At 72.7% G+C, this 24,174-nt stretch carries 26 protein-coding genes and 1 pseudogene; 18 read left to right on the top strand and 9 right to left on the bottom strand.

What is annotated here, in order from left to right; translation table 11 throughout:
- Positions 1–14 precede the first annotated feature (14 nt).
- The 3 genes from LNW72_RS08315 to LNW72_RS08305 all read left to right on the top strand — a co-directional run bounded on the left by LNW72_RS08315 (position 15) and on the right by LNW72_RS08305 (position 1,989).
- Positions 15–410 (top strand): STAS domain-containing protein, encoded by a 396-nt coding sequence (locus LNW72_RS08315; protein ID WP_250974817.1) that lies wholly within the window; start codon positions 15–17, stop codon positions 408–410.
- A 233-nt stretch (positions 411–643) separates the two neighbouring features.
- The gene (locus tag LNW72_RS08310) at positions 644–1,243 is read left to right on the top strand and encodes a transglutaminase family protein (RefSeq protein ID WP_250974816.1); all 600 of its coding nucleotides are present in this window, start codon (positions 644–646) and stop codon (positions 1,241–1,243) included.
- 32 nt (positions 1,244–1,275) lie between these two features.
- Positions 1,276–1,989, top strand: coding sequence for a phenylalanine--tRNA ligase beta subunit-related protein (locus tag LNW72_RS08305; protein WP_250974815.1), 714 nt, complete (start codon positions 1,276–1,278; stop codon positions 1,987–1,989).
- Between the two features lie 28 nt (positions 1,990–2,017).
- Here the strand turns inward: LNW72_RS08305 and LNW72_RS08300 are convergent, their stop codons facing one another.
- Entirely contained in the window at positions 2,018–2,773 is a 756-nt protein-coding gene (locus LNW72_RS08300; protein WP_250974814.1) for a lysophospholipid acyltransferase family protein, read from the bottom strand.
- Positions 2,774–2,914: 141 nt separating this feature from the next.
- A complete protein-coding gene (locus tag LNW72_RS08295) occupies positions 2,915–3,358 on the bottom strand; it encodes a DUF4395 domain-containing protein (RefSeq protein WP_250974813.1) in 444 nt (147 codons plus the stop codon).
- A gap of 88 nt (positions 3,359–3,446) precedes the next feature.
- Here LNW72_RS08295 and LNW72_RS08290 point away from each other — a divergent pair, with 88 nt between their 5' ends.
- From LNW72_RS08290 to LNW72_RS08270, 5 genes are all read left to right on the top strand, one after another.
- Entirely contained in the window at positions 3,447–3,860 is a 414-nt protein-coding gene (locus LNW72_RS08290) for a thioredoxin family protein (RefSeq protein ID WP_138353871.1), read from the top strand.
- Between the two features lie 252 nt (positions 3,861–4,112).
- Positions 4,113–4,631, top strand: coding sequence for a flavin reductase family protein (locus tag LNW72_RS08285; RefSeq protein ID WP_250974812.1), 519 nt, complete (start codon positions 4,113–4,115; stop codon positions 4,629–4,631).
- A gap of 186 nt (positions 4,632–4,817) precedes the next feature.
- Complete coding sequence (locus LNW72_RS08280) at positions 4,818–5,603, top strand: electron transfer flavoprotein subunit beta/FixA family protein (RefSeq protein WP_250974811.1); 786 nt, start codon at positions 4,818–4,820, stop codon at positions 5,601–5,603.
- 81 nt (positions 5,604–5,684) lie between these two features.
- The gene (locus LNW72_RS08275; protein WP_250974810.1) at positions 5,685–6,647 is read left to right on the top strand and encodes an electron transfer flavoprotein subunit alpha/FixB family protein; all 963 of its coding nucleotides are present in this window, start codon (positions 5,685–5,687) and stop codon (positions 6,645–6,647) included.
- Between the two features lie 197 nt (positions 6,648–6,844).
- Positions 6,845–8,113, top strand: coding sequence for an aldolase/citrate lyase family protein (locus tag LNW72_RS08270; RefSeq protein ID WP_250974809.1), 1,269 nt, complete (start codon positions 6,845–6,847; stop codon positions 8,111–8,113).
- A gap of 73 nt (positions 8,114–8,186) precedes the next feature.
- Here LNW72_RS08270 and LNW72_RS08265 read toward each other — a convergent pair whose 3' ends face one another.
- Positions 8,187–9,173, bottom strand: a complete 987-nt coding sequence (locus LNW72_RS08265; RefSeq protein WP_250980057.1) for a LacI family DNA-binding transcriptional regulator — start codon at positions 9,171–9,173, stop codon at positions 8,187–8,189.
- A 151-nt stretch (positions 9,174–9,324) separates the two neighbouring features.
- Here LNW72_RS08265 and LNW72_RS08260 point away from each other — a divergent pair, with 151 nt between their 5' ends.
- Both LNW72_RS08260 and LNW72_RS08255 read left to right on the top strand, forming a co-directional pair.
- The gene (locus tag LNW72_RS08260; RefSeq protein WP_250974808.1) at positions 9,325–10,308 is read left to right on the top strand and encodes an ROK family protein; all 984 of its coding nucleotides are present in this window, start codon (positions 9,325–9,327) and stop codon (positions 10,306–10,308) included.
- Positions 10,309–10,421: 113 nt separating this feature from the next.
- Positions 10,422–10,691, top strand: a pseudogene (locus LNW72_RS08255) (ABC transporter permease subunit); the annotation flags it as partial.
- Positions 10,692–10,722: 31 nt separating this feature from the next.
- Here LNW72_RS08255 and LNW72_RS08250 read toward each other — a convergent pair.
- Positions 10,723–11,175 (bottom strand): DUF6069 family protein, encoded by a 453-nt coding sequence (locus tag LNW72_RS08250; protein WP_250974807.1) that lies wholly within the window; start codon positions 11,173–11,175, stop codon positions 10,723–10,725.
- Positions 11,176–11,479: 304 nt separating this feature from the next.
- Between LNW72_RS08250 and LNW72_RS08245 the strand changes: the two genes are divergently transcribed.
- Entirely contained in the window at positions 11,480–12,574 is a 1,095-nt protein-coding gene (locus tag LNW72_RS08245; RefSeq protein ID WP_250974806.1) for an NUDIX hydrolase, read from the top strand.
- Between the two features lie 69 nt (positions 12,575–12,643).
- On the opposite strand, the gene LNW72_RS08240 is transcribed toward LNW72_RS08245, so the two are convergent.
- Entirely contained in the window at positions 12,644–14,005 is a 1,362-nt protein-coding gene (locus LNW72_RS08240) for a dipeptidase (protein WP_250974805.1), read from the bottom strand.
- Positions 14,006–14,154: 149 nt separating this feature from the next.
- Between LNW72_RS08240 and LNW72_RS08235 the strand changes: the two genes are divergently transcribed.
- Positions 14,155–15,384 (top strand): geranylgeranyl reductase family protein, encoded by a 1,230-nt coding sequence (locus LNW72_RS08235; protein WP_250974804.1) that lies wholly within the window; start codon positions 14,155–14,157, stop codon positions 15,382–15,384.
- A gap of 58 nt (positions 15,385–15,442) precedes the next feature.
- The gene (locus LNW72_RS08230) at positions 15,443–16,099 is read left to right on the top strand and encodes a DUF4230 domain-containing protein (protein ID WP_250974803.1); all 657 of its coding nucleotides are present in this window, start codon (positions 15,443–15,445) and stop codon (positions 16,097–16,099) included.
- Between the two features lie 69 nt (positions 16,100–16,168).
- Here the strand turns inward: LNW72_RS08230 and LNW72_RS08225 are convergent, their stop codons facing one another.
- Complete coding sequence (locus LNW72_RS08225) at positions 16,169–16,624, bottom strand: nitroreductase family deazaflavin-dependent oxidoreductase (protein ID WP_250974802.1); 456 nt, start codon at positions 16,622–16,624, stop codon at positions 16,169–16,171.
- A gap of 130 nt (positions 16,625–16,754) precedes the next feature.
- Here LNW72_RS08225 and LNW72_RS08220 point away from each other — a divergent pair, with 130 nt between their 5' ends.
- Genes LNW72_RS08220 through LNW72_RS08210 form a run of 3 tightly spaced genes read left to right on the top strand, consistent with a single transcriptional unit; the run spans position 16,755 to position 19,415 of the window.
- A complete protein-coding gene (locus tag LNW72_RS08220; RefSeq protein WP_250974801.1) occupies positions 16,755–17,474 on the top strand; it encodes a TetR/AcrR family transcriptional regulator in 720 nt (239 codons plus the stop codon).
- Between the two features lie 58 nt (positions 17,475–17,532).
- Positions 17,533–18,753 (top strand): sensor histidine kinase, encoded by a 1,221-nt coding sequence (locus tag LNW72_RS08215; protein WP_250974800.1) that lies wholly within the window; start codon positions 17,533–17,535, stop codon positions 18,751–18,753.
- Positions 18,750–19,415 (top strand): response regulator transcription factor, encoded by a 666-nt coding sequence (locus tag LNW72_RS08210; protein ID WP_250974799.1) that lies wholly within the window; start codon positions 18,750–18,752, stop codon positions 19,413–19,415. Before LNW72_RS08215 ends, LNW72_RS08210 begins: the two co-directional genes overlap by 4 nt.
- A 43-nt stretch (positions 19,416–19,458) precedes the next feature.
- On the opposite strand, the gene LNW72_RS08205 is transcribed toward LNW72_RS08210, so the two are convergent.
- Both LNW72_RS08205 and LNW72_RS08200 read right to left on the bottom strand, forming a co-directional pair.
- A complete protein-coding gene (locus LNW72_RS08205; protein ID WP_250974798.1) occupies positions 19,459–19,737 on the bottom strand; it encodes a DUF6332 family protein in 279 nt (92 codons plus the stop codon).
- 147 nt (positions 19,738–19,884) lie between these two features.
- Entirely contained in the window at positions 19,885–21,438 is a 1,554-nt protein-coding gene (locus tag LNW72_RS08200) for an MFS transporter (RefSeq protein WP_250974797.1), read from the bottom strand.
- Positions 21,439–21,524: 86 nt separating this feature from the next.
- Between LNW72_RS08200 and LNW72_RS08195 the strand changes: the two genes are divergently transcribed.
- Positions 21,525–21,920: a MarR family transcriptional regulator gene (locus LNW72_RS08195; protein WP_250974796.1), complete on the top strand. Its 396-nt coding sequence runs from the start codon at positions 21,525–21,527 to the stop codon at positions 21,918–21,920.
- Positions 21,921–22,002: 82 nt separating this feature from the next.
- On the top strand, positions 22,003–23,373 hold the full coding sequence (locus LNW72_RS08190; RefSeq protein ID WP_250974795.1) for a deoxyribodipyrimidine photo-lyase: 1,371 nt from the start codon (positions 22,003–22,005) through the stop codon (positions 23,371–23,373).
- 27 nt (positions 23,374–23,400) lie between these two features.
- On the opposite strand, the gene LNW72_RS08185 is transcribed toward LNW72_RS08190, so the two are convergent.
- Complete coding sequence (locus LNW72_RS08185) at positions 23,401–24,144, bottom strand: maleylpyruvate isomerase family mycothiol-dependent enzyme (protein ID WP_250974794.1); 744 nt, start codon at positions 24,142–24,144, stop codon at positions 23,401–23,403.
- Positions 24,145–24,174 lie beyond the last annotated feature (30 nt).

The following is a 24,174-nucleotide window of genomic DNA, read 5'->3' as shown; positions in this document are numbered from 1 at the left end:
GTGGGGGGCCTGCCATGTACGACGATCAGCCCGCCTTCGGCGCCAGTCGGCGATCGGTGGCCGGGACCACCGTGGTCGAGCTGTGGGGTGAACTGGACGTCCTCGCCGCGGCGGGGCTGTCCCCTTTCCTCGACGCCCTCGCCCGGGTGGCCGACTCGGACTTCGTCATCGATCTGCGGCCCGTGACGTTCATCGACTGCAGCGGTCTGTCGCTGCTCTGCCGGTTCCGGATGCGTGCCCTCGAGAACGGGGGCCGCATCCGGATCGTCAGCGCCGATCCGTCCTTCGCGAGGCTGCTCCGGCTCACCCGGCTGGGGCGGGTCTTCGAGATCCATGCCGATCTGGCGTCCGCGCTGGCCCGGCACGCGGACGACGCCGGGCCGGGCGCCACGAACGGCGCGATCGCCTAGGGCCTGTCGTCTGGATCTCCGCGGCGTCGCGGTGTCCAGCACGCACATCTGCCGCGTTGGCGTCGGTCGACGACGCTCCGCGTCGCCTCCTCCGCCTTGCAGCTGCACGCACCGGACACCGCTCCTTCCCCCACGGAGATCCAGACGACAGACCCTAGCCCGCATCCTGAATAAGTATGCGCTGATCCGTATTTCGATTGATCGAGAGTGCGATCCTGCCTAGGGTTCCGGATATGGAACTCCTCCAGGACGTACCCGGTCCTGCGGCCTATCTCGCCGCCGACGACGTCATCGACCATGAGCATCCGCTGGTGCGCGAGACCGCGGAACGGCTGCGCGCCGGTGCCACCGGGCCCGACGACTACGCCCGGGCGGCCTTCGAGTTCGTCCGCGACACCGTTCCGCACTCCGGCGACGCCGGCGACCCCCGGGTGACCTGGCGCGCCTCGGACGTCCTGCGGCTGCGCACCGGCATCTGCCACGCCAAGTCGCACGCCCTCACCGCGCTGCTGCGGGCCGAGGGCATCCCCACCGGGCTCTGCTACCAGCGCCTCACCGACGAAGCCGGTGGCAATCCGCTGGTGCACGCCCTCGTCGCCGTCCTGCTGCCCGGGCGGACGCGCTGGGCGCGGCAGGACCCGCGGGGCAACAAGCCGGGTGTGGACGCGCGGTTCTCGGTGGAGCGGGAGCGGCTCGCCTGGCGGGTCCGTCCCGAGTTCGGCGAGGCCGACTACCCGGTGGTGTACGCCGCGCCGCCGCCCGCCGTGCTGGAATCTCTGCAGCGCGCCACCGACCGGCCGCACCTGTGGCAGCTGCTGCCCACCGCGCTGTGAACGCCGTCCCCGTCAAGGAACCAAGGTCTGCTATGCCCCCGACGAACACCGCTCAGCCCCTGAACATCACCGTGGCCCCCGAGGTGCACGACCTCGTACCCGGCTTCGTCCCGCTCGTCGTCGAGGCCCGCGGCCTCACCAACGGGCCGAGCGACGAGCGGAGCTCCGCGCTGCTCGACGACGCCGTGCGCCGGCTCACCGCACGGCTGGCCGGCCGCGCCCCGCACGAGGACCCGCACCTCGCGGCCTGGCGGGACGCGTACAGCGCCTTCGGCGCCAAGCCGTCCCGCACCCGCAACTCCGCCGAGGCGCTGGCCAGGCGCGCGCTCGCCGACGGCGGGCTGCCGAGGATCAACCTGCTCGTCGACCTCTACAACGCCGTCAGCGTGGCCCATCTGGTGCCGGTCGGCGGCGAGGACACCGACCACATCCTCGGCGGGATGCGGCTGGTGCGGGCCGGCGGCGACGAGAGGTTCGAGACCGCGGCCGGTGGCGAGCCGGTCGTCGAGCACCCCGAGCCCGGCGAGGTCGTCTGGCAGGACGACACCGGGGTCACCTGCCGCCGCTGGAACTGGCGTCAGGGCGTCCGCACCCGGCTGACGGAGGACTCCGTCAACGCCGTCTTCCTGCTCGAACGCCTCGCGCCGATGCCGCTCGACGAGCTGCACACCGCCGCGGGAGAGCTCGCCGAAGGGCTGCGCCTGCTGAGTCCCGCGGCCGAGGTGACGGTCCGCGAGGCGGACTGAACCCGGCCGGGAGCCGCGGCGCGGTGGGTCAGCGCCTGGCCGCCCGCTCGTCGCGGTCCGCACGGTCCAGCTCGGCGGCCTCTTCGGGGGTGGGCGCGGTGCCGCCGAGGTGGCTGGGCAGCCACCACCGGTCGTCGGGGCCGCTCGGCTTGCCCGGGTAGGCGCGCTGCGCGTCCTCCAGCAGCTCCTGGACGCGCATCCGCAGCCGCCGGGTGAGCGCGCCCGGCTTCTCGCCGTCGTTCGCCCGCATCGGCTCGCCGACCCGCATGGTGATGGGGAACCTGTTGCGGCCGAGATGGCGCGGGTGCCCCTTGGTCCACAGCCGCTGGGTGCCCCACAGGGCCATCGGGAGCAGCGGTACGCCGGCTTCCTCGGCGAGCCGCGCCGCGCCGGACTTGAACGACTTCAGGGTGAACGACTGGGAGATGGTGGCCTCGGGGAAGACCCCGATGATCTCGCCGGCCCGCAGTGCGTCCAGCGCGTGCGCGTACGCGTGCATGCCTTCCGAGCGGTCCACCGGAATGTGCTTCATCGCCCGCATCAGCGGACCCGACACCTTGTGCCGGAAGACCGAGTCCTTCGCCATGAAGCGGACCAGCCGCTTGTTCGGCAGCGCCGTCAGACCGGCGAAGACGAAGTCCAGGTAGCCGATGTGGTTGGAGACCAGCAGGGCTCCGCCCTTGCGCGGTACGTTCTCCGTGCCGCCGATGTCGAAGCGCAGCCCCTGCACACGGAACATGGTGCGGGCAACGCCGATGACCGGGGGATAGACGAGTTCAGCCATGTCCGGGTACCTGCTCTCTCCGGGGGCGGCTCTCCCGGCGGAAGTTACGCGCCCGTAGGTTCCGGTCGCTGATGGATCGTGCACCGACAACGTGCCCCGTGTCACCTTGCGTGCCCACGATCCCGCGAGATTCTCGTCACGTCACCTCGTCGCACGCCGGAACAAGAGGTACATCTCGCACCCCAAGCAGTACCCGAAGGCGGCGTTGAGAAACGCCGCGGCCAGCGCGCAGCCGGTCGCCGCCATACCCAGCCACAGCGGTCCCGCGAAATAGCCGGCCAGCCCGATGACCGCGAAGACGAGTCCCACCGCCTGCGCGAAGCGCGGCGGCGCGGGGTCCTCGGTCTCCTGCGTCGGCCCGAGCCGGGGCCGCACGACGGTGGCGAACAGCCAGCCGTAGGGGGATCGCCGCACGCCCGCCACGGCGCCGGTCGCGAAGACCACCGCCTGCACGGCCAGCAGCCAGCCACTCCCGGTGACCAGCACGGCGGCCAGCACGACCGTGGTGAGGACGGCGCCGAAGCGGGGCCCCCGGACATCGAGGCCGGAGGCGGGGGCGGCGTTCGCGGCATTCATCGCGTTCATGGAGCCGATGATCCCGGACCGGGGCGCACCCGGCCGCACGGGAATCATTGCGGTCCCGTGAACGCTGCACCGCTGCGGGAGGAAAAAGATGACGGGATTGGTGGTGTGCCTCGCTGTCCTCGCGGCGGCGAGCGCGTTCGGCCTGGTGCACCAGCGCCGGAACGGGAGGATTCGGGTGCGGACGAAGGACGGCCAGGAGCGGCTGACGGCTGCCGAGATCGGCGGGCCGCTCGGCGCGCGCGCCACGCTGGTGCAGTTCTCCAGCTCCTTCTGCGCCCCCTGCCGGGCCACCCGGCGGACGCTCGACGAGATCGCCACCATGGTCGAAGGGGTGACCCACGTCGAGATCGACGCGGAGGCCCACCTGGAACTCGTCCGCAGGCTGGCGATCCTCAAGACCCCGACCGTCCTCGTGCTGGACGCGAGCGGCGCGGTGGTACGCAGGGCGGCCGGCCAGCCCCGCAAGGTGGATGTGATCGCGGCGCTCGGCGCCGCGGTGTGACGGCCGGCCCGCGGATCGCGCATCCGGGCCGGCGATCCGGGTCGGTGATCTTGTGATGGGGATCCCAAATCCGGGGCCGCTCTTGACGGGGCCCGTCTGCCATCGTCACTCTGACGTTATGTCGCGAGACCCCCTTCTTCACACGCGCGCGGATGTCGATCTCGGTCGCCATTCGAGTGCGCGCTGTCCGAGTTGTTGAGCGCCCCAGACGACCATTCGCCTCCGGCCCGACCGCTCCAGAAGGACAACTCCATGACTGCCCTGACCGACCTCGGCACACATCACGGCACCGCCGCCGGCTTCGACCCGGCCGTCTTCCGCTCGGTGTTCCGCCGCCACGCGGCCGGTGTCGCCGTGATCACCGCGGCAGGCGACCGGCCGGTGGGTTTCACGGCCACCTCGCTCACCTCCGTATCGGCGGAACCCCCGCTGCTCTCGTTCGGCATCAGCACCGGTTCCTCCAGCTGGCCCACGCTGTCCGAGGTCCCGTACCTCGGCGTCCATGTGCTCGGCGACCACCAGGAAGCGGTCGCCGCGACCTTCGCGCGCAGCGGCGCCGACCGGTTCGGCCCGGCCACCGACTGGCGCGAGGGGCCGCACGGCGTGCCGGTGCTCGGTGAGGTCTCCGCCTGGCTGGTCTGCCGTGTGCTGGCCCGCATCCCGGCGGGTGACCACCGGATCGTGGTGGCGCAGGCCGTCGCGGGCGATCCGACGGGCCCCGGCAGCCCGCTGCTCTACCACCAGGGCGGCTTCAACGGGCTGCGCCACTGACCCGTTCCGGGCCGTGGCGTCGGCAACGTCACAGTTCATCACCCTTGCTTACGGGTGAGGAGCTGGGTGTACTGGCGAGTAACCTTCTGTTGGAACGCTGGTGCGTGCCGGTGGGGGGCCGCCCCGCTAAGGCGCCTATGCTGCCTGCAAGGGCAGTTGACGAGACTAAGCAGTAGGAGAGCAGGCGTGAGCTTGAGGATCGTTGTCTGTGTGAAGTACGTGCCCGACGCCACGGGCGACCGTCACTTCGCCGAGGACCTGACCACTGACCGCGACGCTGTTGACGGTCTGCTGTCCGAGCTCGACGAGTACGCGGTCGAGCAGGCGCTGCAGATCGCCGACGCCGCCGACGATGCCGAGATCACGGTACTGACCGTCGGTCCCGAGGACGCCAAGGACGCGCTGCGCAAGGCGCTGTCGATGGGCGCCCACAAGGCCATCCACGTCGAGGACGACGCACTGCACGGCACCGACGTGTTCGGTACCTCGCTGGTGCTCGCCAAGGCCGTGGAGCACGCCGGGTTCGACCTGGTCGTGTGCGGCATGGCCTCCACCGACGGCACCATGGGCGTGCTGCCGGCGATCCTCGCGGAGCGCCTCGGCGTCCCGCAGGTGACCCAGCTGTCCGAGGTGTCCGTCGCCGACGGCAAGGTGACCGGCCGCCGTGACGGCGACGCGGCGAGCGAGCAGCTCGAGGCGTCCCTCCCCGCCCTGATCTCCGTGACCGACCAGTCGGGCGAGGCCCGCTACCCGTCGTTCAAGGGCATCATGGCCGCCAAGAAGAAGCCGGTGGAGTCCCTGGACCTGTCCGACCTGGACATCGACGAGGCCACGGTCGGCCTCGCCGGCTCCTGGTCCACGGTGGACGAGGCCACGCAGCGCCCGGCGCGCACCGCCGGCACGATCGTCAAGGACGAGGGCGAGGGCGGCAAGCAGCTTGCCGCCTTCCTTGCGGAGCAGAAGTTCATCTAGAGCAGCCTCGCGAGGCTGACGTTCATCTGAGCCGCGACCCATCCGCCCCCGCCCCTACAGAATTCGCAGGAGACCGTACCCATGGGTGAAGTCCTCGTCCTCGTCGACCACGTGGACGGTGCCGTCCGCAAGCCGACTCTCGAACTGCTGACCCTGGCCCGCCGGATCGGCGAGCCCGTCGCCGTCTTCCTCGGCGCCGGCGTCGACACCGCCGCCCCCGTGCTCGCCGAGTACGGTGCGGTCAAGGTGCTGGCCGCCGACGCGGCCGAGTTCGCCGACTACCTCGTCGTACCGAAGGTGGACGCGCTGCAGGCCGCCGCCAAGGCCGTGGAGCCGGTGGCCGTCCTGGTGCCGTCCTCCGCGGAGGGCAAGGAGATCGCGGCCCGCCTCGCGCTGCGCCTCGGCTCCGGCATCATCACCGACGCCACCGACGTCGAGCCGGGCGACGGTGGCCCGGTCGCCACGCAGGCGGTGTTCGCCGCGTCGTTCACCACCAAGTCGCGGATCACCACCGGCGTGCCGGTCATCACCGTCAAGCCGAACTCCGCCGCCCCGGAGGCCGCCCCGGCCGCCGGTACGGTCGAGCAGCTCGCCGTCTCCTTCGGCGAGCTGGCCACGGGCACCAAGGTCCTCACGCGCACCCCGCGTGAGTCCACCGGCCGCCCGGAGCTGACCGAGGCCGCGATCGTGGTCTCGGGTGGACGTGGCGTCAACGGCGCCGAGAACTTCCACATCATCGAGGCGCTCGCCGACTCGCTCGGTGCGGCCGTCGGCGCGTCCCGCGCCGCGGTGGACGCCGGCTGGTACCCGCACACCAACCAGGTGGGCCAGACCGGCAAGTCGGTCTCGCCGCAGCTCTACGTCGCCAACGGCATCTCCGGCGCCATCCAGCACCGGGCCGGCATGCAGACCTCGAAGACGATCGTGGCGGTCAACAAGGACGCCGAGGCGCCGATCTTCGACCTGGTCGACTACGGCGTGGTCGGCGACCTGTTCCAGGTCGTCCCGCAGCTGACCGAGGAGATCACCGCCCGTAAGGGCTGATCCCGCGGAACTCCTCCGACGGCCCCCGCACGCCTGGCGCGTGCGGGGGCCGTCGTGCGTTCCGCCCGGTCCGCAGGGCCGGGAAAGAACAGGAAATCGCGTTTTACGCCGACATCGGGCCGGCCCGGGTGTTGACCCGGTCCCGCGGCGCGGATAGCTTCCCTTCAACGGTTTGTTGAAGTTCGGGAGGCTGGCGCATGACGCAGGGTGAGACGGTCGGCACGACGTTGGCGGACGCGGTACGAGAGGGCATTGGTGCCTCGCTCGCCGCGACCGACGCGGAGCTGGCCCGCCGCTACCCCGGGGACCCGGGCACCCGGCAGCCGGTGCACACCGTCTACGTCCCCGCCGACGCCTTCACCGCCGACACCGTCCGCAGCTGGGGCCGGCAGGCGCTGGCCGCGCTCGACGAGCACGCCCCGGACGCGGAGGCCCTCGCGCGGGTGCTGGGCCTGAGCGACGAGCTCGCCGGGCCGGTGCACGACCGGGTGCGCGCCAAGCTGGAGCGCGAGCCCGTCGAGGACCTGCGGATCGACTTCGAGGACGGTTACGGACAGCGCCCGGACGCCGAGGAGGACGCCGCGGCCGTGGCCGCCGCCCGGATCATCTCGGCCGCCGTCGCGGACCGGAGCGCGCCCCCGTACATCGGCATCCGGATGAAGTGCATGGAGGCGGCGGTCCGCGACCGCGGGATCCGCACCCTGGACATCTTTCTCAGCACCCTGATGCGGTCCGGCGGCCTCCCGGACGGACTGGTGCTGACGCTGCCGAAGGTGACGTTCCCGCAGCAGGTCACCGCGATGGTCCGGCTCTGCGAGGAGTTCGAGAAGGCGCACGGCTTGACGCCCGGCCGCATCGGCTTCGAGATCCAGATCGAGACGACCCAGTCGATCCTGGGCCCCGACGGCACCGCCACCGTGCCGCGCCTCATCGACGCCGCCGAGGGCCGCGCCACCGGACTGCACTACGGCACCTTCGACTACAGCGCCTCCTGCGGGGTCAGCGCCGCCTACCAGTCGATGGACCACCCGGTCGCCGACTACGCCAAGGCCGTGATGCAGGTCGCCGCGGCGGGCACCGGCGTCCGGCTCTCCGACGGCTCCACGAACGTGCTGCCGGTCGGCCCGACCGCCCAGGTGCACGACGCCTGGCGGCTGCACCACGGCCTCGTCCGCCGCTCGCTCGCCCGCGCCTACTACCAGGGCTGGGACATGCATCCCGGCCACCTGCCCACCCGCTACGCCGCCGTCTACGCCTTCTACCGCGAGGGCCTCGACACCGCCGCGGCCCGGCTCGCGGCTTACGTGGCCAAGGCCGGCGGCGATGTGATGGACGAGCCCGCCACCGCCAAGGCGCTCAGCGGCTACCTGCTGCGCGGCCTGGACTGCGGCGCCGTCGACCTCGAAGAGGTCACCGCCCGCACAGCGCTCGGCCGCGCGGAACTGGACGCCCTGGCCGGCCGCTGAGCCCCGGGAGGGCCTCCCTCCGACCGTGCCCGGCCGGGCACCACCGTTTCCGGCCGGGCACCGTGGCCGTCGGCTACGGCGCCGGCGGGATCTCGCCCGAGCCGCGCACGATCAGCCGGGTGGGCAGCTCGATCCGGCGCGGCTTGTCCGATCCGCCGTCCAGCCGGCGGAAGAGCAGCTTCGCGGCCGCCCGTCCCAGCCCGACGGCGTCCTGCGCGATCACGGTGACCGCGGGCCGCAGCAGGTCGGCGAGCTCGAAGTCGTCGAACCCCACCAGGGCGACCGGACGCAGCTCGCCGACGAGCACCCGCACCGCGGTGACGGTGACCCGGTTGTTGCCGGCGAACAGCGCCGTGACCGGTTCCGGGCCCGCCAGCATCGCGGTCAGCGCGGCGCGTACCCGCTCGGGCGCGGTGCGGCCCATCGAGATCCACTCCTCGCTCACCGGCAGCCCCGCGGCGGCCATCGCCTCGCGGTAGCCGCGCAGCCGCTCGTTCGCGGTGTGGATCCGGAGCTCGTCGCCGATGAAGCCGATCCTGCGGTGGCCGTGCGCGATCAGATGGGCGACGCCCTCACGGGTGCCGCCCGCGCTGTCGGAGAGGACGACATCGGCGTCGATGCCGCCGGCCGGCCGGTCCACGAAGACGGTCGAGACCCCGGCGTCGATCTCCGGTTCCAGATAGCGGTGGTCGTCGCTGGCGGGCACCACGACCAGCCCGTCCACCCGGCGGGCGCAGAACGCGAGGACCAGTTCCTGCTCGCGTTCGGCGTTCTCCGCGCTGGAACCGGTGAACAGCAGGGTCGAGTGCGCGCGGGCGACCTCTTCGACGGCCCGGCTCAGCGGCGAGTAGAAGGGGTCGGCGAGGTCCTCCAGCACCAGACCTATGCTGGCCGTCCGTCCGGTGCGGAGCAGCCGTGCGCTGTCGTTGCGCCGGAAACCGAGGGCGTCGATCGCCTCCCGGACCCGCTGGATGGTGTCCGGGGTGACCCCCGGTTCCTCGTTGACCACCCGGGAGACCGTCTTGAGCCCGACTCCGGCCCGCGCCGCGACGTCCTTCATGGTGGGGCGGGGGGCATGCCCCGGGGTATGGGTCACTGTCGCGATATTCCTTGCCGCAATGAATGGACAACGTTGTCAGCGAAAGGAAACACTACTCCTAACCCCGCGTCACGTGCGGGTATCCGGCCAATGAGAGGGAGAACGGAACCCGATGCACTCCGACCGCGCCGCAGGCTCGCTGATCGCCGCACTGGACATCGGCGGAACGAAGATCGCCGGCGCTCTGGTCGACGCGAGCGGCCGGCTGCTCGTGCGCGCGCTGCGGCCGACCCCCGCCAAGCAGGACGGGGAGACGGTGATGCGCGCCGTCGGGGAGGTCCTCGGCGAGCTGCGCCTGGACGGCGGATGGCGGCGGGTGGTGGCCGTCGGCATCGGCAGCGCGGGCCCGGTGGACGCCTCGCGGGGCACCGTCAGCCCGGTCAACGTTCCCGGCTGGCGTGACTTCCCGCTGGTGGAGCGGGTGGCGCGGGCGGCCGACGCCCTTCCGGTCGTCCTGACGGGCGACGGCGTCGCGATGACGGCGGCCGAGCACTGGCTGGGCGCCGCCCGCGGGTACGACAACGCGCTCTGCATGGTCGTCTCCACCGGCGTCGGGGGCGGGCTGGTGCTCGGCGGTGCCCTGCTGCCGGGCCCCACGGGGAACGCGGGCCACATCGGCCACATCAGCGTCGACCTCGACGGCGACTCCTGCCCCTGCGGGTCGCGCGGCTGTGTGGAGCGGCTGGCCAGCGGGCCGAACATCGTCCGCCGGGCCCTGGAGAACGGCTGGGTGCCGGCCGGCGGCGCCGAGCCGACGGCCGCCGCCGTGGCGCAGTCCGCGCGGGCCGGCGACCCGGTCGCGCTGGCCTCCTTCGACCGGGCCGCGCAGGCGCTCGCCGCCGGCATCGCCGCCACCGCGACGCTGGTCGAGGTGCGGGTCGTGGTGATCGGCGGCGGGGTCGCCGGCGCCGGGGACGTGCTCTTCGGCCCGCTGCGCGCGCACCTGGCGCGCTACGCGACGCTGTCGTTCGCCGCCGGGATCGAGGTGGTTCCGGCGCTGCTGGGCACCGACGCGGGTCTGGTCGGCGCCGCGGCGGCGGCCGCCCAGGCGCTCGGACTGGCCGAGTTCTCACCGGAGTTCGCCCTCGAAGGCTGACCAGCGCTCCGCTGACCGGCGGTGCGCGGAGTCCGCGACGCGAGGACATGTCGCGCCGGGCTCCGCGCCGCCAGGAGTGACGCAGCGTCATACCGCTGGAAAGGGCGGGTCGGGCCCTCATCGCGGTCCAGGTGGCCTTCCAGACCGGCTTCTGCGTATTCGTTCTCGCCAATTTCCTGCGCACCCCGCCGATGGAGGTCATCGAGGCGGCGATCGTCGACGGCGCGGGCGGGTGGACCCGGTACTGGTGCATCACGCTGCCGCTGTGCCGGCCGGCGGTCGCCGCGCTCGCCACGCTGCAGTTCACCCGGGTGTACAACGACTTCGTGTGGGCGCAGGTCTTCATCTCCTCCGGCGACAAGCTGCCGATCACGGTGATGCTGAGAAGGGATGACGCGGGCAGGGGCCCCGCTGTCAGCGGGTGGTCCGGCGCAGCGCCGGGACGAGGACCGCGGCCACGGCCGCGTGCACCAGGCACAGGGAGACCTTGGTCGCCGTCGTGGCCTCCTCGGCGAAGACCGGCAGCAGCGAGAGCAGCAGCACCGCCGTGGCGAGCGCGGTCCACGCGGTGCGGGCGCGCCGGGTGAAGCGCTCCAGCAGGGCCAGGCCGCCCCAGCCGAGGAGCGCGAACAGCAGGCTGAAGACGGCCACGACCGGCAGGTTGATGACCGTTCTCCCCATGGAGTCGGCGAGCGCGAAGTCCGCCCCCGCGGCGCGGCACACGGCCCAGACCGCGCAGGTGGCGACGACGGCTCCGGCCGCGGCGGCGGCCTGGACGCGCCGCCGCCGGCCCGCTGCGGCGGCGGACAGCTGTCGTGCCGCGGCGGGGCGGTCCACGGACGGGGACGCGGAGTGGGTCGTGGTCATGATGCTGCTCCTGGGGTGAGGAGGGACGGCGTCCGGGCCGGGTGCTCCGGCACCGCGCGCCGGCCGGACCGTGCTTCTACTCATGCGTCGAACGGGGCCGCCCCGGATCGACACGGCGGGAGAACTTCTTCCGGCTCGGCGCGGAGAGGCGCCTCGGAAGGCCGTCGGTAGGCCGGCGGCAGGCCGTCGGTAGGCCGTCGGGACGGCGCCGGCGGGGGCCGGTACGAGCCGATGGCCGGTACTGCGCGTTTGCCGATAGCGATGATCCGGGCAATTCGTAGGGGGCTACGGAGAAGGGGGCACCGTGATCGTCTGGGTGAACGGAGCGGTCGGCGCGGGGAAGACCAGCGCCGCACGCGAACTGCTGGACCTACTGCCGGGCAGCACTCTCTACGATCCGGAGGTCGTCGGTACGGGACTCGGCCAGCTGTTGTCCGAGAAGCGGCTCCAGGAGGTGACCGACCTCCAGGACCTGCAGATCTGGCGGCGGCTGGTGGTCGACACCGCCGCCGCACTGCTCCAGGAGGTCGGGGGAGTGCTCGTCGTCCCGGCGACACTGCTGCGGCAGGAGTACCGGGACGAGCTGTTCGGCGGTCTGGCCTCGCGCGGAATCGTGGTGCGGCATGTGCTGCTCGACCCAGGGGAAACGATCCTGCGGGAGCGTCTCGCCCGTCGGGAGGAGGCGGAGGAGGAGCTGCGGCCGGACCCCGGTGAACGGCTGGAAGGCGGGCCGGCCGGCGGGCTGCCGCTCCCGCCCGGCGCCGGCGCGCCGGGGCGCCGCTGGTCCGGGAACCACCTTCCGGAGTACCTGGACGCACTGTCCTGGCTCAGCACCGACGCGTACGTCATCAGGACGGCGAAGCTGACGCCCCGGCAGACCGCGGAGCGAATAGCCGAGGCGCTGCGCCAGGGCGTGGGGCGCTGCGACATCGTGCAGACCCCGGAACCCACGGCGGAGACCGTCGCCTCCGGGGTGCTGCTCTTCGACGAGCAGGACCGGGTGCTGCTCGTCGATCCGACCTACAAACCGGGCTGGGAGTTCCCGGGCGGAGTCGTCGAGCGGGGCGAGGCACCGGCGCAGGCGGGACTGCGCGAGGTCTCCGAGGAACTGGGCATCGAACTCGCCGTGGTGCCGAGGCTGCTGGTCGTCGACTGGGAGCCGCCGGCGCCACCGGGCTTCGGCGGGATGCGGCTGCTCTTCGACGGCGGCCGCATACCCGCCGCCGACGCCGAGCGGCTGCTGCTCCCCGGGGCCGAACTGCGCGGCTGGCGGTTCGTCACCGAGGACGAGGCCGCCGGGCTGCTGCCGCCGGTACGGCTGGACCGGCTGCACTGGGCGCTGCGGGCCCGCGAGCGCGGCGTCCCGCTGAACCTGGAAGCCGGCCGGCCCGTCGAGTGAGCCGGGTCCGGTGGGGTCCCTCCGCCGGTCACCGCTGGGAGGTGCCCCAGGCGGCGGGACCCCACCGGCTCATACGGACTTGGACGCGGCGTACGTGCCGAGGAACAGCGCTTCGGCCAGCGACAGCCGTTCCAGCTCCTGCGGGGAGACGCTCTCGTTCACCGCGTGGATCTGGGCGTCCGGCTCGCTCAGGCCGATCAGCAGGATCTCCGCCTCGGGGTACAGCGTGGCCAGGGTGTTGCACAGCGGGATCGACCCGCCCTGACCGGCGATCTCCAGCTCCTGGCCGTAGGCGGTGCGCATGGCGTCGGCCATCGCGGTGTACGCCGGGCTGGTGGTGTCGGCGCGGAACGGCTGGCCGCTGCCGCGCTGGGTGACCTCGACCCGGGCACCCCACGGGGCGGCCGCCCGCAGATGCGCGATGAGCGCGTCGGCGGCCTCCTGCGCGTCCATGCCTGGCGGCACCCGGAGGCTGACGACCGCTCCCGCGCTCGCCTGGACGGAGGGGGTCGCGCCCACCACCGGCGGGCAGTCGATGCCCAGCACGGTCACGGACGGCCGGGCCCAGACCCGGTCCGAGACCGTGCCGGTGCCGACGAGGCCGACCCCGTCGAGCACCTTGGCGTCCTTGCGGAAGTCGTCCTCCGGGTACTGCAGTCCTTCCCACCGGCCGTCCGCGGCCAGCCCGTCGACGGTGGTGGCGCCGTTCTCGTCGCGCAGGGTGCCGAGCATGCGGATGAGCGCGGCGAGCGCGTCCGGGGCCGCACCGCCGAACTGGCCCGAGTGCAGATTGCCGCCGAGGGTCTCGACCTTCACCTCGACCATGGCCATGCCGCGCAGCGTCGCGGTGACCGTCGGCAGCCCGACCCGGAAGTTGCCGGTGTCGCCGATCACGATCGCGTCGGCCGTCAGCAGCTCGGGGTGCGCCTCGACATAGCGCTCCAGGCCGCCGGTGCCCTGCTCCTCCGAACCCTCGACGATCACCTTGATGCTCACCGGGGACCCGCCGTGCTCGCGCAGGGCGCGCAGCGCCGTGAGGTGCATCAGGATGCCGCCCTTGCAGTCCGCCGCGCCGCGCCCGTACCAGCGGCCGTCCCGTTCGGTCAGCTCGAACGGCGGGGAGATCCAGGCCGCTTCGTCCAGCGGCGGCTGCACGTCGTAGTGCGCGTACAGCAGCACGGTCGGCGCGCCCTGCGGTCCGGGAAGGAAGCCGTAGACGGACTGGGTGCCGTCCGGGGTGTCCAGCAGTGCCACGTCCTGGAAGCCGTCGGCCCGCAGCGCGTCGGCGACCCAGCCGGCGGCCTTCTCGCAGCCGCTCCTCGGGAACTGGCGTTCGTCGGCGACCGAAGCGAACGACACGAGCTCGGCGAGTTCCGCGCGGGCGCGCGGCATGAGGGAGGCGACGGTTTCGGAGAGCGGGACGGCCTGCATGGGCGCTCCTTGCGGGTGTGATGGTGTGTTCGTGCGCACAAGTGGACGTTGCCGATGGTGCCACAGCGGTCGGAGCCGGGTTCTCGCCATAGGATGCGGCTGAGCAGGGGCGACGAGAGTCGGCGGGTCGAGCGGGAGCGGAATCACACGTGAGCAGCGAGCAAGCGGCGCAGGGCAGCGGTTCGGCGGACGACGGGACGGACGACACGGTCTGGGATGTCGTGGTGGTCGGTGCCGGCCCCGGTGGTGCCTCGGCCGCCCATGCGGCGGCCGCCGCCGGCCGCAGGGTGCTGCTGCTGGAGAGGTCCGAACTCCCGCGCTACAAGACCTGCGGCGGCGGCATCATCGGCCCCTCCCGCGACTCGCTGCCGCCCGGCTTCGAGCTTCCGCTGCGGGACCGCGTGCACGCGGTCACCTTCAGCCTCAACGGCAAGCTGTCCCGCACCAAGCGCTCGCGGCACATGCTGTTCGGCCTGATCAACCGCCCCGAGTTCGACGAGGCCCTGGTCAGGACGGCGCAGGAGGCCGGGGCCGTGCTGCGGACCGGGGTGACCGTCTCCCGCGTGGAGCAGCACGGCCCGGCCGTGCCCGACCGGCGGACGGTCGCCGTCGTGCTCAGCGACGGGGCGACCGTGCTGGCCCGCGCCGTGGTCGGCGCCGACGGCAGCGCCAGCCGGATAGGAGCCCACGTCGGGGTCAAGCTGGACCAGGTCGACCTCGGCCTGGAGGCCGAGATCCCGGTGCCGGCGGCGGTGGCCGAGGACTGGGCCGGCCGGGTGCTCATCGACTGGGGCCCGCTGCCCGGCAGTTACGGCTGGGTGTTCCCCAAGGGCGACTCCCTCACCGTCGGAGTGATCTCCGCGCGCGGCGACGGCAGCGCGACCAAGCGCTATCTCGAGGACTTCATCGCCCGCCTCGGGCTGGCCGGTTTCGAACCGAGCATCTCCTCCGGGCATCTCACCCGCTGCCGCTCCGACGACTCCCCGCTCTCCCGCGGCCGGGTCCTGGTGTGCGGTGACGCGGCGGGGCTGTTGGAGCCGTGGACCCGCGAGGGCATCTCGTTCGCCCTGCGCTCCGGACGGCTGGCGGGGGAGTGGGCGGTCCGGATCTCCGAGGCGCACGACGCGGTCGACGCCCGCCGGCAGGCGCTGAACTACGCCTTCGCCGTGAAGGCCGGGCTCGGTGTGGAGATGGGGGTGGGGCGGCGGATGCTGGCCCTGTTCGAGAAGCGCCCCGGTCTGCTGCACGCCGTTCTCACCACCTTCCCGCCGGCCTGGAACGCCTTCGCGGGGATCACCCGCGGTAAGGGCACCCTCGCGGACCTGGTCCGTAACCATCCGCTCGCCCGCCGCGCGCTGTGGGCGCTGGACCGTTCATAACGGCGGGCCATGGAACGGCACTTGAGGGGAAGGCGACTTCCCAGGAGGTGCCGTCGACATGGTGTTGCGCGACAATGCGGGCCGGATGCCGTGGTGGGCCAGGCTGACCGCCACGGTGGTGGTCCTGGCCGGGCTTTTCTTTCTCTTCGCCAAGGCAGACCTGCTTCCCGGAATCCCCAATCCGTTCGGCGAGAAGACCAAGGACCGCAGCGGTCCCGTGGTCCTGAAGTCGATCCAGGACATGAGCCGCTTCCAGGGCGCGAGCGGGAATTTCCAGGTCGTCGTCGATCTGCAGAAGGACGCGACCTTCCTTCCCGACTCGGTGAAGGGCAAGCGGACGCTGTATGTCGGCGCGGGCAGCGTCGACTCCTATGTGGACCTGGGCAAGGTCGGCAAGGACGCGGTCACCGTCTCCGCCGACCGCACCGCCGCGACCATCCGGCTGCCCCACGCGGAGCTGGAGCGCACCGCCCTCGACCCGAAGAACTCCTATGTGGTCTCCCAGCAGCGGGGCTTCTTCGACCGGCTCGGCGACTTCCTGGGCAACAACCCCGGGAACGAGAAGCAGCTGAACGAACTGGCCGCGCAGAAGATCCAGGACGCGGCCAAGGCGACCGAGCTGGGCAAACGCGCGGAGGCCAACACCCAGTCGATGCTGCAGCGGCTGCTCACCTCGCTCGGGTTCACCACGGTCGAGGTGACCTTCGCCCCGTAGCCACGTACCCCGTAGCCACCTACCCCCGTAGCCACGTACTCCCGCAGGCCGTCCGCCGCCGGGTCGCCGTCAGCCCGAGGTGGTGACCCGGAAGACGGGGTGCTTGTGCGCTATCGCGCGCAGCTCCTCGTCGGTCGAATCGGGTCCGACGCCGCCGAAGAACACCCCGACCTCGGCCTTCCAGCGCTTGAGGTAGGCGCGCAGCAGCACGGGCTTGTCGTCATCGGCGATCTCGGTAGCGGTGAACTCCTCGGTCTTCCGGCCGAGGATCAGCTGCCCGCCGCCGGCGGCCCGCATGTTGTGCGTCCACTGGACGTGGCCGCGCGGAGCCACCAGGTAGCGCTCCTCGCCGACCGTCAGCAGGTTGACGGGGGTGCGCCGCCATTCGCCGCTCTTGCGGCCCTTCACAGCCAGCACCCGCGATCCCCAGATGCTCAGCCCGCGCCGGGTCAGCCACGCGACCAGGGGGTTGAGGACGTTGACGGTGAACCAGCCGGGCTTCTTGACGTGCTCGCGGTCGGCCATGATCGGTGCTCCTGGGGGAAATGGAGAGCGGTGCTCTCGCTTGACTCCAGCCTGGCACCGCCGTCCGGAAAAAACAAGAGCGGTGCTCTCGTTGTTGGCCGATGCTCCGGAAGATGGCAGACTGGACGACATGAGTGTGATCCGCGGAGCCAGGGAACGGGCCCGAATCGAAGTAACCGCCGCCATAAAGGAAGAAGCGAGACGGCAGCTGGCCGCCGAGGGTGCGTCCCGTCTCTCCCTGCGTGCGGTGGCGCGCGAGCTGGGCATGGTCTCCTCGGCCCTCTACCGCTACTTCCCGAGCCGGGACGAGCTGCTCACCGCGCTCATCATCGACGCGTACGACGCCATGGGGGCGGAGGCCGAGGCCGCCCTCGCCCGCACGGCCGGCGACGCCCCGCACGCGCGCTGGGTCGCGGTCTGCCGCTCGGTGCGCGACTGGGCCCTGGTGCGCCCGCACGAGTACGCCCTCATCTACGGCTCGCCGGTGCCCGGCTACATCGCCCCGATGGACACCGTGGGCCCCGCCTCCCGCGTTCCGCTCACGCTGGTCGCCGTAGTGCGGCAGGCACACGCGGCCGGCACCCTGGGCACGCCCCCCGGATCGCCGCTGGCCGCGCCGGTCAGGGCGGACGCCGCCCGGCTGGCGGCGGAGCTGGGCCCCGAGCTCCCCATCCCGGTCGTCGCCGCGCTGGTCAGCAGCTGGGCACAGCTCTTCGGACTGCTGAGCTTCGAGCTCTTCGGCCAGTTCAACCGCGTGCTGGAGGCCCGCGGCGCGTTCTTCGACCAGGCCGTGGGCGCGCTGGCCGGCCAGGTCGGGCTGTCGCCCGCCGGTGTACTCCCGGCGGAGTAGACACGATGACCACCGACAGCGGACGACGGCCACCGGGCCGCCGGTCTAGCGTTGCGGCATGACAGACCAGGAGTCGCCCCGGGCATCCCGGTTCCGTGGCATCGCCACCCGCTACCCCTGGATCTCCTCGATCGCCGTGGCGGTCGCGCAGCTCGTCGGCTCCAACGGAGCGGCGCGGAACCAGACGGGCCGCGTGCACCTGGACGCGCTCGCCTACGTACTGCTGCTGGCAGGACCGGCGCTGCTGCCGCTGCGCCACCGCCAGCCGGTGTTCGTCGCCGCCGGAACCGCCGCCGTCGCCGGCGCGTATCTCGCGCTCGGCTACCCGTACGGGCCGGTCTTCCTCAGCGTGGTCGTGGCCTTCTTCGCCGCCATCGGAGCGGGCCGCCGCCGCGCCGTGCTGATCATCGCCGGTGTGGTCTACGCCGGGGAACTGCTGGTCGGCCAGTGGCTGTACCGCTGGCTGCCGCCGGAGGGCGACGGACCCTCGTCCTGGATGGCCGCGTCCGGCATCGCCGCCTGGCTGCTGGCCGTCCTGGCCGGCGCCGAGCTGTTCCGGTCCCGCCGGGAGCGGATCGCGCGCGAGCGGCGGGAGCGCGAGGAGGCGGAGAACCGGCGCGCCGACGAGGAGCGGCTGCGGATCGCCCGGGAGCTGCACGACGTCCTCGCGCACAGCATCTCGGTGATCAATGTGCAGGCGGGCGTAGCCCTCGCGCTCATGGACGACCACCCCGAGCAGGCCCGTACGGCGCTGACCACCATCAAAGCCGCCAGCAAGGAGGCGCTCGGCGAGGTGCGGCAGGTGCTCAGCACCCTGCGCGCACCGGGTGACGCGCCGCGGTCGCCCGCTCCCGGCCTGGACCGGCTGCCCGAACTCGCAGAACAGGCCGCAGGCGCCGGCCTGAAGGTGGACATCACCACCGCCGGAGCCCGCTTCCCGCTGCCGCCCGGCGCGGACCTCGCCGCCTTCCGCATCATCCAGGAGGCGCTGACCAACATCGTCCGGCACTCCGGCTCCCGCACCGCGCGCGTCCGCCTCGGATACGGGCCGGAGGGCGTCGAACTGAGCGTGGACGACGACGGACCCTCGTCGCAGCGGCCCGAGGGCGACGGGAGCGGTGGCGGCAACGGCCTGCTCGGCATGCGGGAACGGGCCGCGGCGCTGGGCGGCACGGTCGAGACCGGACCGCGCCCCGGCGGCGGCTTCCGCGTGCTGGCGCGGCTGCCGTCCGGTGCGGCCGGTACCGTGGCGGGCGCCACCGAGGAAGAGGGCCGATGATCCGCGTACTGCTTGCCGACGACCAGGTCCTGGTGAGGGCCGGCTTCCGGGCGCTGCTCGACGCCCAGAGCGATATCGAGGTGGTAGGCGAGGCCGACGACGGGGAGGCGGCGCTGCGGCTGGTGCGCGAACTCACCCCGGACGCCGTCCTGATGGACATCCGCATGCCGCGGATGGACGGTCTGGCGGCCACCCGGCACATCACCGAGGATCCGGCGCTGGCCGGCGTCAAGGTGGTCATACTGACCACGTTCGAGCTGGACGAGTACGTCTTCGAGGCGATCCGCGCCGGGGCCTCCGGCTTCCTGGTCAAGGACACCGAGCCGGCGGAACTGCTGCGGGCGGTCCGGGCGGTGGTCGAGGGCGACGCCCTCCTCTCGCCGGGCGTGACCCGCCGGCTGATCGCGGAGTTCGCGGCCCGGTCGAAGGAGCCGACGACCGTCGCGGGCCTGGAACACCTCACCGACCGCGAACGCGAGGTGATGGCGCTGGTGGGCATCGGCCTGTCGAACGAGGAGATCGCCCGCAGACTCGTCGTCAGCCCGCTCACCGCCAAGACCCATGTCAGCCGCGCCATGATCAAGCTCGCTGCCCGCGACCGGGCCCAACTCGTCGTCCTGGCCTATGAGTCCGGGCTGGTACGCCCGGGCTGGCTCGGCTGACCGAAGGGGACCGGCACCCGGCCTGGGTTCGCATCAAGCCGGCTCAGCGGGGTTCTCCGCGGCCCGGTACGTCCCGCGCCGCGCTCGTGCGGTTCTCGTGGCGCTGCAGGACGCCGGCCACCGTGCCGCAGAAGGTCACCACCGCCACGGCGACGGCCGCGGTCACCCAGCTGTGCCGGGCGTCCCCGTGCACCCGCCCGGCGAGCACCGGGCTCACCACCAGGGCGAAGGCGATCGCGGCGAAGACCGTTCCGGCCGCCGCCGCGTACATCATCTCGACGGTGGTCGCGTCCCGTTCGGCCTGTGTACGAGTCCTGCGCATAGGAACACCCTTCCCCTGGGACCGGCGGCACAATCCGTCGGTCCGGCAAACGCTCCCGCGCCCCGGGAGACGTCCGGCCCCGCGCCCTCCCTGGTGGCGCGGGACCGGACGCTGGTCGGATCCCGGGTGGTACGGCGGACCGGTCGGTCAGTCGCGCACCGCCACCGGCTGCGCGTCGGTCTCCGCCGCGAGCACACCGGCGGACGCGACGGACGCGACGGAAGGGTCCGATGCGATGGACGAGGCCGACGGGACGGACGTCGCGACGACGATCTCGTGGGCCGGACGGCGCTTGCGCAGCCCGGTGACGGTGATCAGCAGCCCCGCCACCCCGATGAGGGTGACGACCACGAGCCCCGGCCGGTAGGTGTCCAGGACCGCCTGCGGCGTACTGGGGGACCCGGTGCCGCTCGACGTGACCACCGCGGTCACGATGGCCAGGAAGATCGCCCCGCCCACCTGGAACGAGCTGTTGAGCAGACCGGAGACCATGCCCTGCTCATGGTCGCGGACCCCGTTGGTGGCCTGGATGTTGAGCGACGAGTAGGCCAGGGTGAAGGCGGTGCCGAGCAGCAGCATCGACGGCAGGATGTCGAGGGCGTAGTCCGGTGACAGGTCGACCCGCAGGAAGAGCACATAGCCGAGGACGAGCGAGGCGAAGCCCGCCGTGATCACCCGCGGGGTGCCGAACCGGTCGACCACCGGCCCCATCCGGGGCGAGGCGACGGCGACCAGCGCGCCGGCCGGCAGGAAGGCGAGTGCGGTGTGCAGCGCCGACCAGCCGAGCAGGGACTGCATGTACTGGGTGACGAGGAACTGGAAGCCGATGTACGACCCCATGAAGGTGGCGCCGCCCAGGTTGGCGCGTATCTGGTTGGGGGAGCGCAGGATGCCGAGCCGGATCAGCGGGTGCGCGGAGCGCCGTTCGATCGCGATGAAGCCGGCCAGCAGTACGGCGACGACGGCGAACGACACCAGGGTGCGGGCCGAGCCCCAGCCGGTCTGTCCTGCTTCGACGACGGTGTAGACGAGCAGCAGCATCGCGGCGGTGCCGGTCAGCGCGCCGGGCAGGTCGTAGCCGCGTCCCGCACCGCTCTCGCGGGTGCTCTTGGGGATGAGCTTGAGGCCGATGGCGAGGGCGATCAGGGCGACCGGCGCGGGCAGCAGCATCGTCCAGCGCCAGCCCACCTCGGTGAGCAGCCCGGAGAGCACCAGGCCCATCGAGAAGCCGGTCGCGCCGCAGGAGGCGTAGATGGTGAGCGCCCGGTTGCGGATCGGGCCCTCGGCGAACGAGGTGGTGATGATCGACAGTCCGGCGGGCGCGGTGAACGCGGCGCTCAGACCCTTGATGAACCGGGTGGCGATGAGCAGCTCGCCGGAGTCGACGACGCCGGCCAGCAGCGAGGCGCCGGCGAAGACGCCGAGCGCGATCAGGAAGACCCGGCGGCGTCCGAGCAGGTCGGCGGCGCGGCCGCCGAGCAGCAGCAGGCCGCCGTAGCCGAGGATGTAGCCGCTGACGATCCACTGGAGCGAGGCGGTGGTGAGGTCGAGGTCGTGGGCGATCGAGGGGAGGGCGACGCCCACCATCGATACATCGAGCGCGTCGAGGAACAGCGCCGCGCAGAGCACCAGCAGGGTGCCCCACTGGCGGGCGTTCCAACTCGCTTCGGTAGCGCGGACGGTGGAGGACGGAGAGGTCATGCGGAGCAGACTACATGCGCATGCATCCAATGCAAGTGCATTTAATGCTTGCGCATCTAGCGTCGTTTTTCTGCTACCGTCTAGAGATGACCGGTGAAAAAGGTGAGCGAGCGCTCGTGGAGCAATGGCGGGCGATCCTCGCCGTCCACGCGCGTACGGCGTGCGAACTCGACCGTGAGCTGCATCAGCACGGTCTGGGGGCCAGCGATTTCGAGGTCCTCGACGTACTCGCCGGCGGGGATCCGGCGGACGGCGGCTGCACCTTCCGCGTCCAGGAACTGGCCGACCGGGTCCATCTGAGCCAGAGCGCGCTGTCCCGGCTGGTGGCCCGGCTCGAGAAGGACGGCCTGGTCAACCGCGGGATCTGCGACGAGGACCGGCGCGGCGTACGGGTCGGGATCACCGACCTGGGGCGCACCCGGTACGACGTGGCCCGGCCCGGCCAGCGCGCCGTCCTGGAGCGCATGCTCGGCACCGCGTGACCGTCTCCTTCGAGTAGTGCGTGACCGTGCCCTCCGCGTGTCGCCCGGCCGGAGGCCGCCGGGGTCGGTAGCTGTTGGCGGTATGTCCGTCTCCATCGCGCTGTTCACCAGCGACCTCCGGCTGCACGACAACCCCTCGCTCCGCGGCGCGTTGGGCTCGGCCGCCCAGGTCGTCCCGCTCTTCGTCGTGGACCACGCGATCCGCGACACCGGTTTTCCCACCCCCAACCGCGCCGCTTTCCTGGCCGGCTGCCTCGCCGACCTCGACGCCCGGCTGCGCCGCACCGGGGCCCGGTTGGCCCTGCGCACCGGCGACGTCACCGAACAGGTCCGCGCGGTGGCCGCGGAGGCCGGCGCGGCGCAGGTGCACATCGCGGCCGGCGTCAGCGGCTACGCCCAGCGCCGGGAGGAGCGGCTGCGCCGCGCCCTGGAACTCGACGGCCGCCTCCTGGTGGTGCACGAGGCGGTGGTGACCGCCGTCGCCCCGGGCGCCGTGACGCCGCAGGGCAAGGACCACTACGCCGTCTTCACCCCGTACTTCCGACGCTGGGCGGAGCAGGGCGTCCGCGAACCGCTGCCCGCGCCACGGCGGATTCCCGGCGCGCGGGTCCGGTACGGATCGCTGCCGTCGCCCTCGTCGCTGGCCGGCGGTACACCGTCGCCCACGCTGCCCGAGGGCGGCGAGACGGCGGCCCGCCGGCGGCTCGGCCGCTGGCTGGACGGCCCGCTGGAGGGGTACGCCGACGGGCACGACGACCTGCCGGGCGACCTCACCTCGCGGCTCTCGCCGTATCTGCACTTCGGCTGCCTGTCGGCCGCCGAACTGGTGCACCGGGCGACGGCCCTCGGCGGCGCGGGCGCGGACGCCTTCGTACGGCAGCTGGCCTGGCGGGACTTCCACCACCAGGTGCTGGCCGCCCGCCCCGCCGCCTCACACCGCGACTACCGGACCCGTGGCGACCACTGGCGCGCCGACGCGGACGAGATCGACGCCTGGCGCGCGGGCCGCACCGGCTATCCGATCGTGGACGCCGCGATGCGCCAGCTCCAGCAGGAGGGCTGGATGCACAACCGGGCACGGCTGCTGGCCGCGAGCTTCCTCACCAAGACGCTCTACGCCGACTGGCGGACCGGCGCCCGGCACTTCCAGGAGCTGCTGGTCGACGCGGATGTGGCGAACAACCAGCTCAACTGGCAGTGGGCGGCGGGCACCGGCACCGACACCCGCCCCAACCGCGTGCTGAACCCGCTCACCCAGGCCAAGCGCTTCGACCCGGACGGCAGCTACGTACGCCGCTACGTTCCGGAGCTGGCGGGCATCCCAGGCGGTGCGGTCCACCGGCCCTGGCGGCTGCCCGCGGCCGAACGCGCCGCCCTGGAGTACCCGGAACCGATCGTCGACCTCGACGTCGCCGCCGCCCGCTTCCGCCGGGCCCGGGGTCTCGACGACTGAACCACCGGGCCCGCGCACCGAAGCGCCTCACGTGATGGGGGAGACCCGCCGCCACAGCTCCACCAGTTCCGCGTCCCCGGAAACGTCGAGCCCGTCGTACGGTCCGCGGTTCCACAGCGCGAGGTAGAGGTCGGCGGCGGATCCGCTCACCGTGCAGTCGGCCGCGCCCGGCGCCCCGCGCTCCACCCGCGGGGCCTCCTGGGAGAGCCGGACCAGCCAGTCACCCGTGCCGGCGGGCGCGTCCACCGCCCGGACGCGCAGGGTGCGCGGCGGTTCGCTGCGGACCCGGCTGCGGGGACGGGTGTGGAATCCGGCCAGCAGCTCGTCCACGCCGTCGGCGGCGAAGGCCGTGGTCACGGGGGAAGGGCCGACACCGAGCGCGGCCTCGGCGTCCACCCGGTGGACGGCCGTCTCGTGCGCCTGGCGCCGCGCCCAGAACTCCAGCGGCGAGGGGGCGGTGAAGAAGTGCCAGCACCGCAGATCCGCCGGGGCGGCGGTGAGCGCGGCCACGAGGTCGGCGTGCGCCTCGCGGTACCAGTCGAGCAGCGCGCCGTCGTCCGGCACCTTGCCCTCGATCGGCGCGGGTTCCTCCCGGCCTTCGACGATGAATCCGGTCGCCCAGCGATGGACGATTCCGGTGTGCTGTACGAGGTCGCGCACCTGCCAGTCGGGGCAGGGCGGCACCGGTGCGTCCAGGCCGGCCCGCTCGGCCGCATCGGCGAGCAGCGTTCCGTTCCGGCGCAGGATCTCGATGAACTCAACCGTCTCCATGGCGGGATTGTGGCATCCCGCCACGGCGCG

The organism is Streptomyces sp. RKAG293, from assembly GCF_023701745.1.
GTDB lineage: Bacteria > Actinomycetota > Actinomycetes > Streptomycetales > Streptomycetaceae > Actinacidiphila.
This window is presented reverse-complemented; position numbering and strand designations above follow the sequence as displayed.

Excerpts from the sequence above, each read along its gene's own strand:
- LNW72_RS08210 (WP_250974799.1), top strand. The coding sequence starts at position 18,750 with ATGATCCGCGTACTGCTTGCCGACGACCAGGTCCTGGTGAGGGCCGGC.
- LNW72_RS08205 (WP_250974798.1), bottom strand. The coding sequence starts at position 19,737 with ATGCGCAGGACTCGTACACAGGCCGAACGGGACGCGACCACCGTCGAG.
- LNW72_RS08225 (WP_250974802.1), bottom strand. The coding sequence starts at position 16,624 with ATGGCCGACCGCGAGCACGTCAAGAAGCCCGGCTGGTTCACCGTCAAC.
- LNW72_RS08315 (WP_250974817.1), top strand. The coding sequence starts at position 15 with ATGTACGACGATCAGCCCGCCTTCGGCGCCAGTCGGCGATCGGTGGCC.
- LNW72_RS08290 (WP_138353871.1), top strand. The coding sequence starts at position 3,447 with ATGACGGGATTGGTGGTGTGCCTCGCTGTCCTCGCGGCGGCGAGCGCG.
- LNW72_RS08190 (WP_250974795.1), top strand. The coding sequence starts at position 22,003 with ATGTCCGTCTCCATCGCGCTGTTCACCAGCGACCTCCGGCTGCACGAC.
- LNW72_RS08195 (WP_250974796.1), top strand. The coding sequence starts at position 21,525 with ATGACCGGTGAAAAAGGTGAGCGAGCGCTCGTGGAGCAATGGCGGGCG.
- LNW72_RS08200 (WP_250974797.1), bottom strand. The coding sequence starts at position 21,438 with ATGACCTCTCCGTCCTCCACCGTCCGCGCTACCGAAGCGAGTTGGAAC.
- LNW72_RS08230 (WP_250974803.1), top strand. The coding sequence starts at position 15,443 with ATGGTGTTGCGCGACAATGCGGGCCGGATGCCGTGGTGGGCCAGGCTG.
- LNW72_RS08270 (WP_250974809.1), top strand. The coding sequence starts at position 6,845 with ATGACGCAGGGTGAGACGGTCGGCACGACGTTGGCGGACGCGGTACGA.
- LNW72_RS08260 (WP_250974808.1), top strand. The coding sequence starts at position 9,325 with ATGCACTCCGACCGCGCCGCAGGCTCGCTGATCGCCGCACTGGACATC.
- LNW72_RS08285 (WP_250974812.1), top strand. The coding sequence starts at position 4,113 with ATGACTGCCCTGACCGACCTCGGCACACATCACGGCACCGCCGCCGGC.
- LNW72_RS08305 (WP_250974815.1), top strand. The coding sequence starts at position 1,276 with ATGCCCCCGACGAACACCGCTCAGCCCCTGAACATCACCGTGGCCCCC.
- LNW72_RS08215 (WP_250974800.1), top strand. The coding sequence starts at position 17,533 with ATGACAGACCAGGAGTCGCCCCGGGCATCCCGGTTCCGTGGCATCGCC.
- LNW72_RS08300 (WP_250974814.1), bottom strand. The coding sequence starts at position 2,773 with ATGGCTGAACTCGTCTATCCCCCGGTCATCGGCGTTGCCCGCACCATG.
- LNW72_RS08250 (WP_250974807.1), bottom strand. The coding sequence starts at position 11,175 with ATGACCACGACCCACTCCGCGTCCCCGTCCGTGGACCGCCCCGCCGCG.
- LNW72_RS08275 (WP_250974810.1), top strand. The coding sequence starts at position 5,685 with ATGGGTGAAGTCCTCGTCCTCGTCGACCACGTGGACGGTGCCGTCCGC.
- LNW72_RS08295 (WP_250974813.1), bottom strand. The coding sequence starts at position 3,358 with ATGAACGCGATGAATGCCGCGAACGCCGCCCCCGCCTCCGGCCTCGAT.
- LNW72_RS08185 (WP_250974794.1), bottom strand. The coding sequence starts at position 24,144 with ATGGAGACGGTTGAGTTCATCGAGATCCTGCGCCGGAACGGAACGCTG.
- LNW72_RS08265 (WP_250980057.1), bottom strand. The coding sequence starts at position 9,173 with ATGAAGGACGTCGCGGCGCGGGCCGGAGTCGGGCTCAAGACGGTCTCC.
- LNW72_RS08240 (WP_250974805.1), bottom strand. The coding sequence starts at position 14,005 with ATGCAGGCCGTCCCGCTCTCCGAAACCGTCGCCTCCCTCATGCCGCGC.
- LNW72_RS08220 (WP_250974801.1), top strand. The coding sequence starts at position 16,755 with ATGAGTGTGATCCGCGGAGCCAGGGAACGGGCCCGAATCGAAGTAACC.
- LNW72_RS08310 (WP_250974816.1), top strand. The coding sequence starts at position 644 with ATGGAACTCCTCCAGGACGTACCCGGTCCTGCGGCCTATCTCGCCGCC.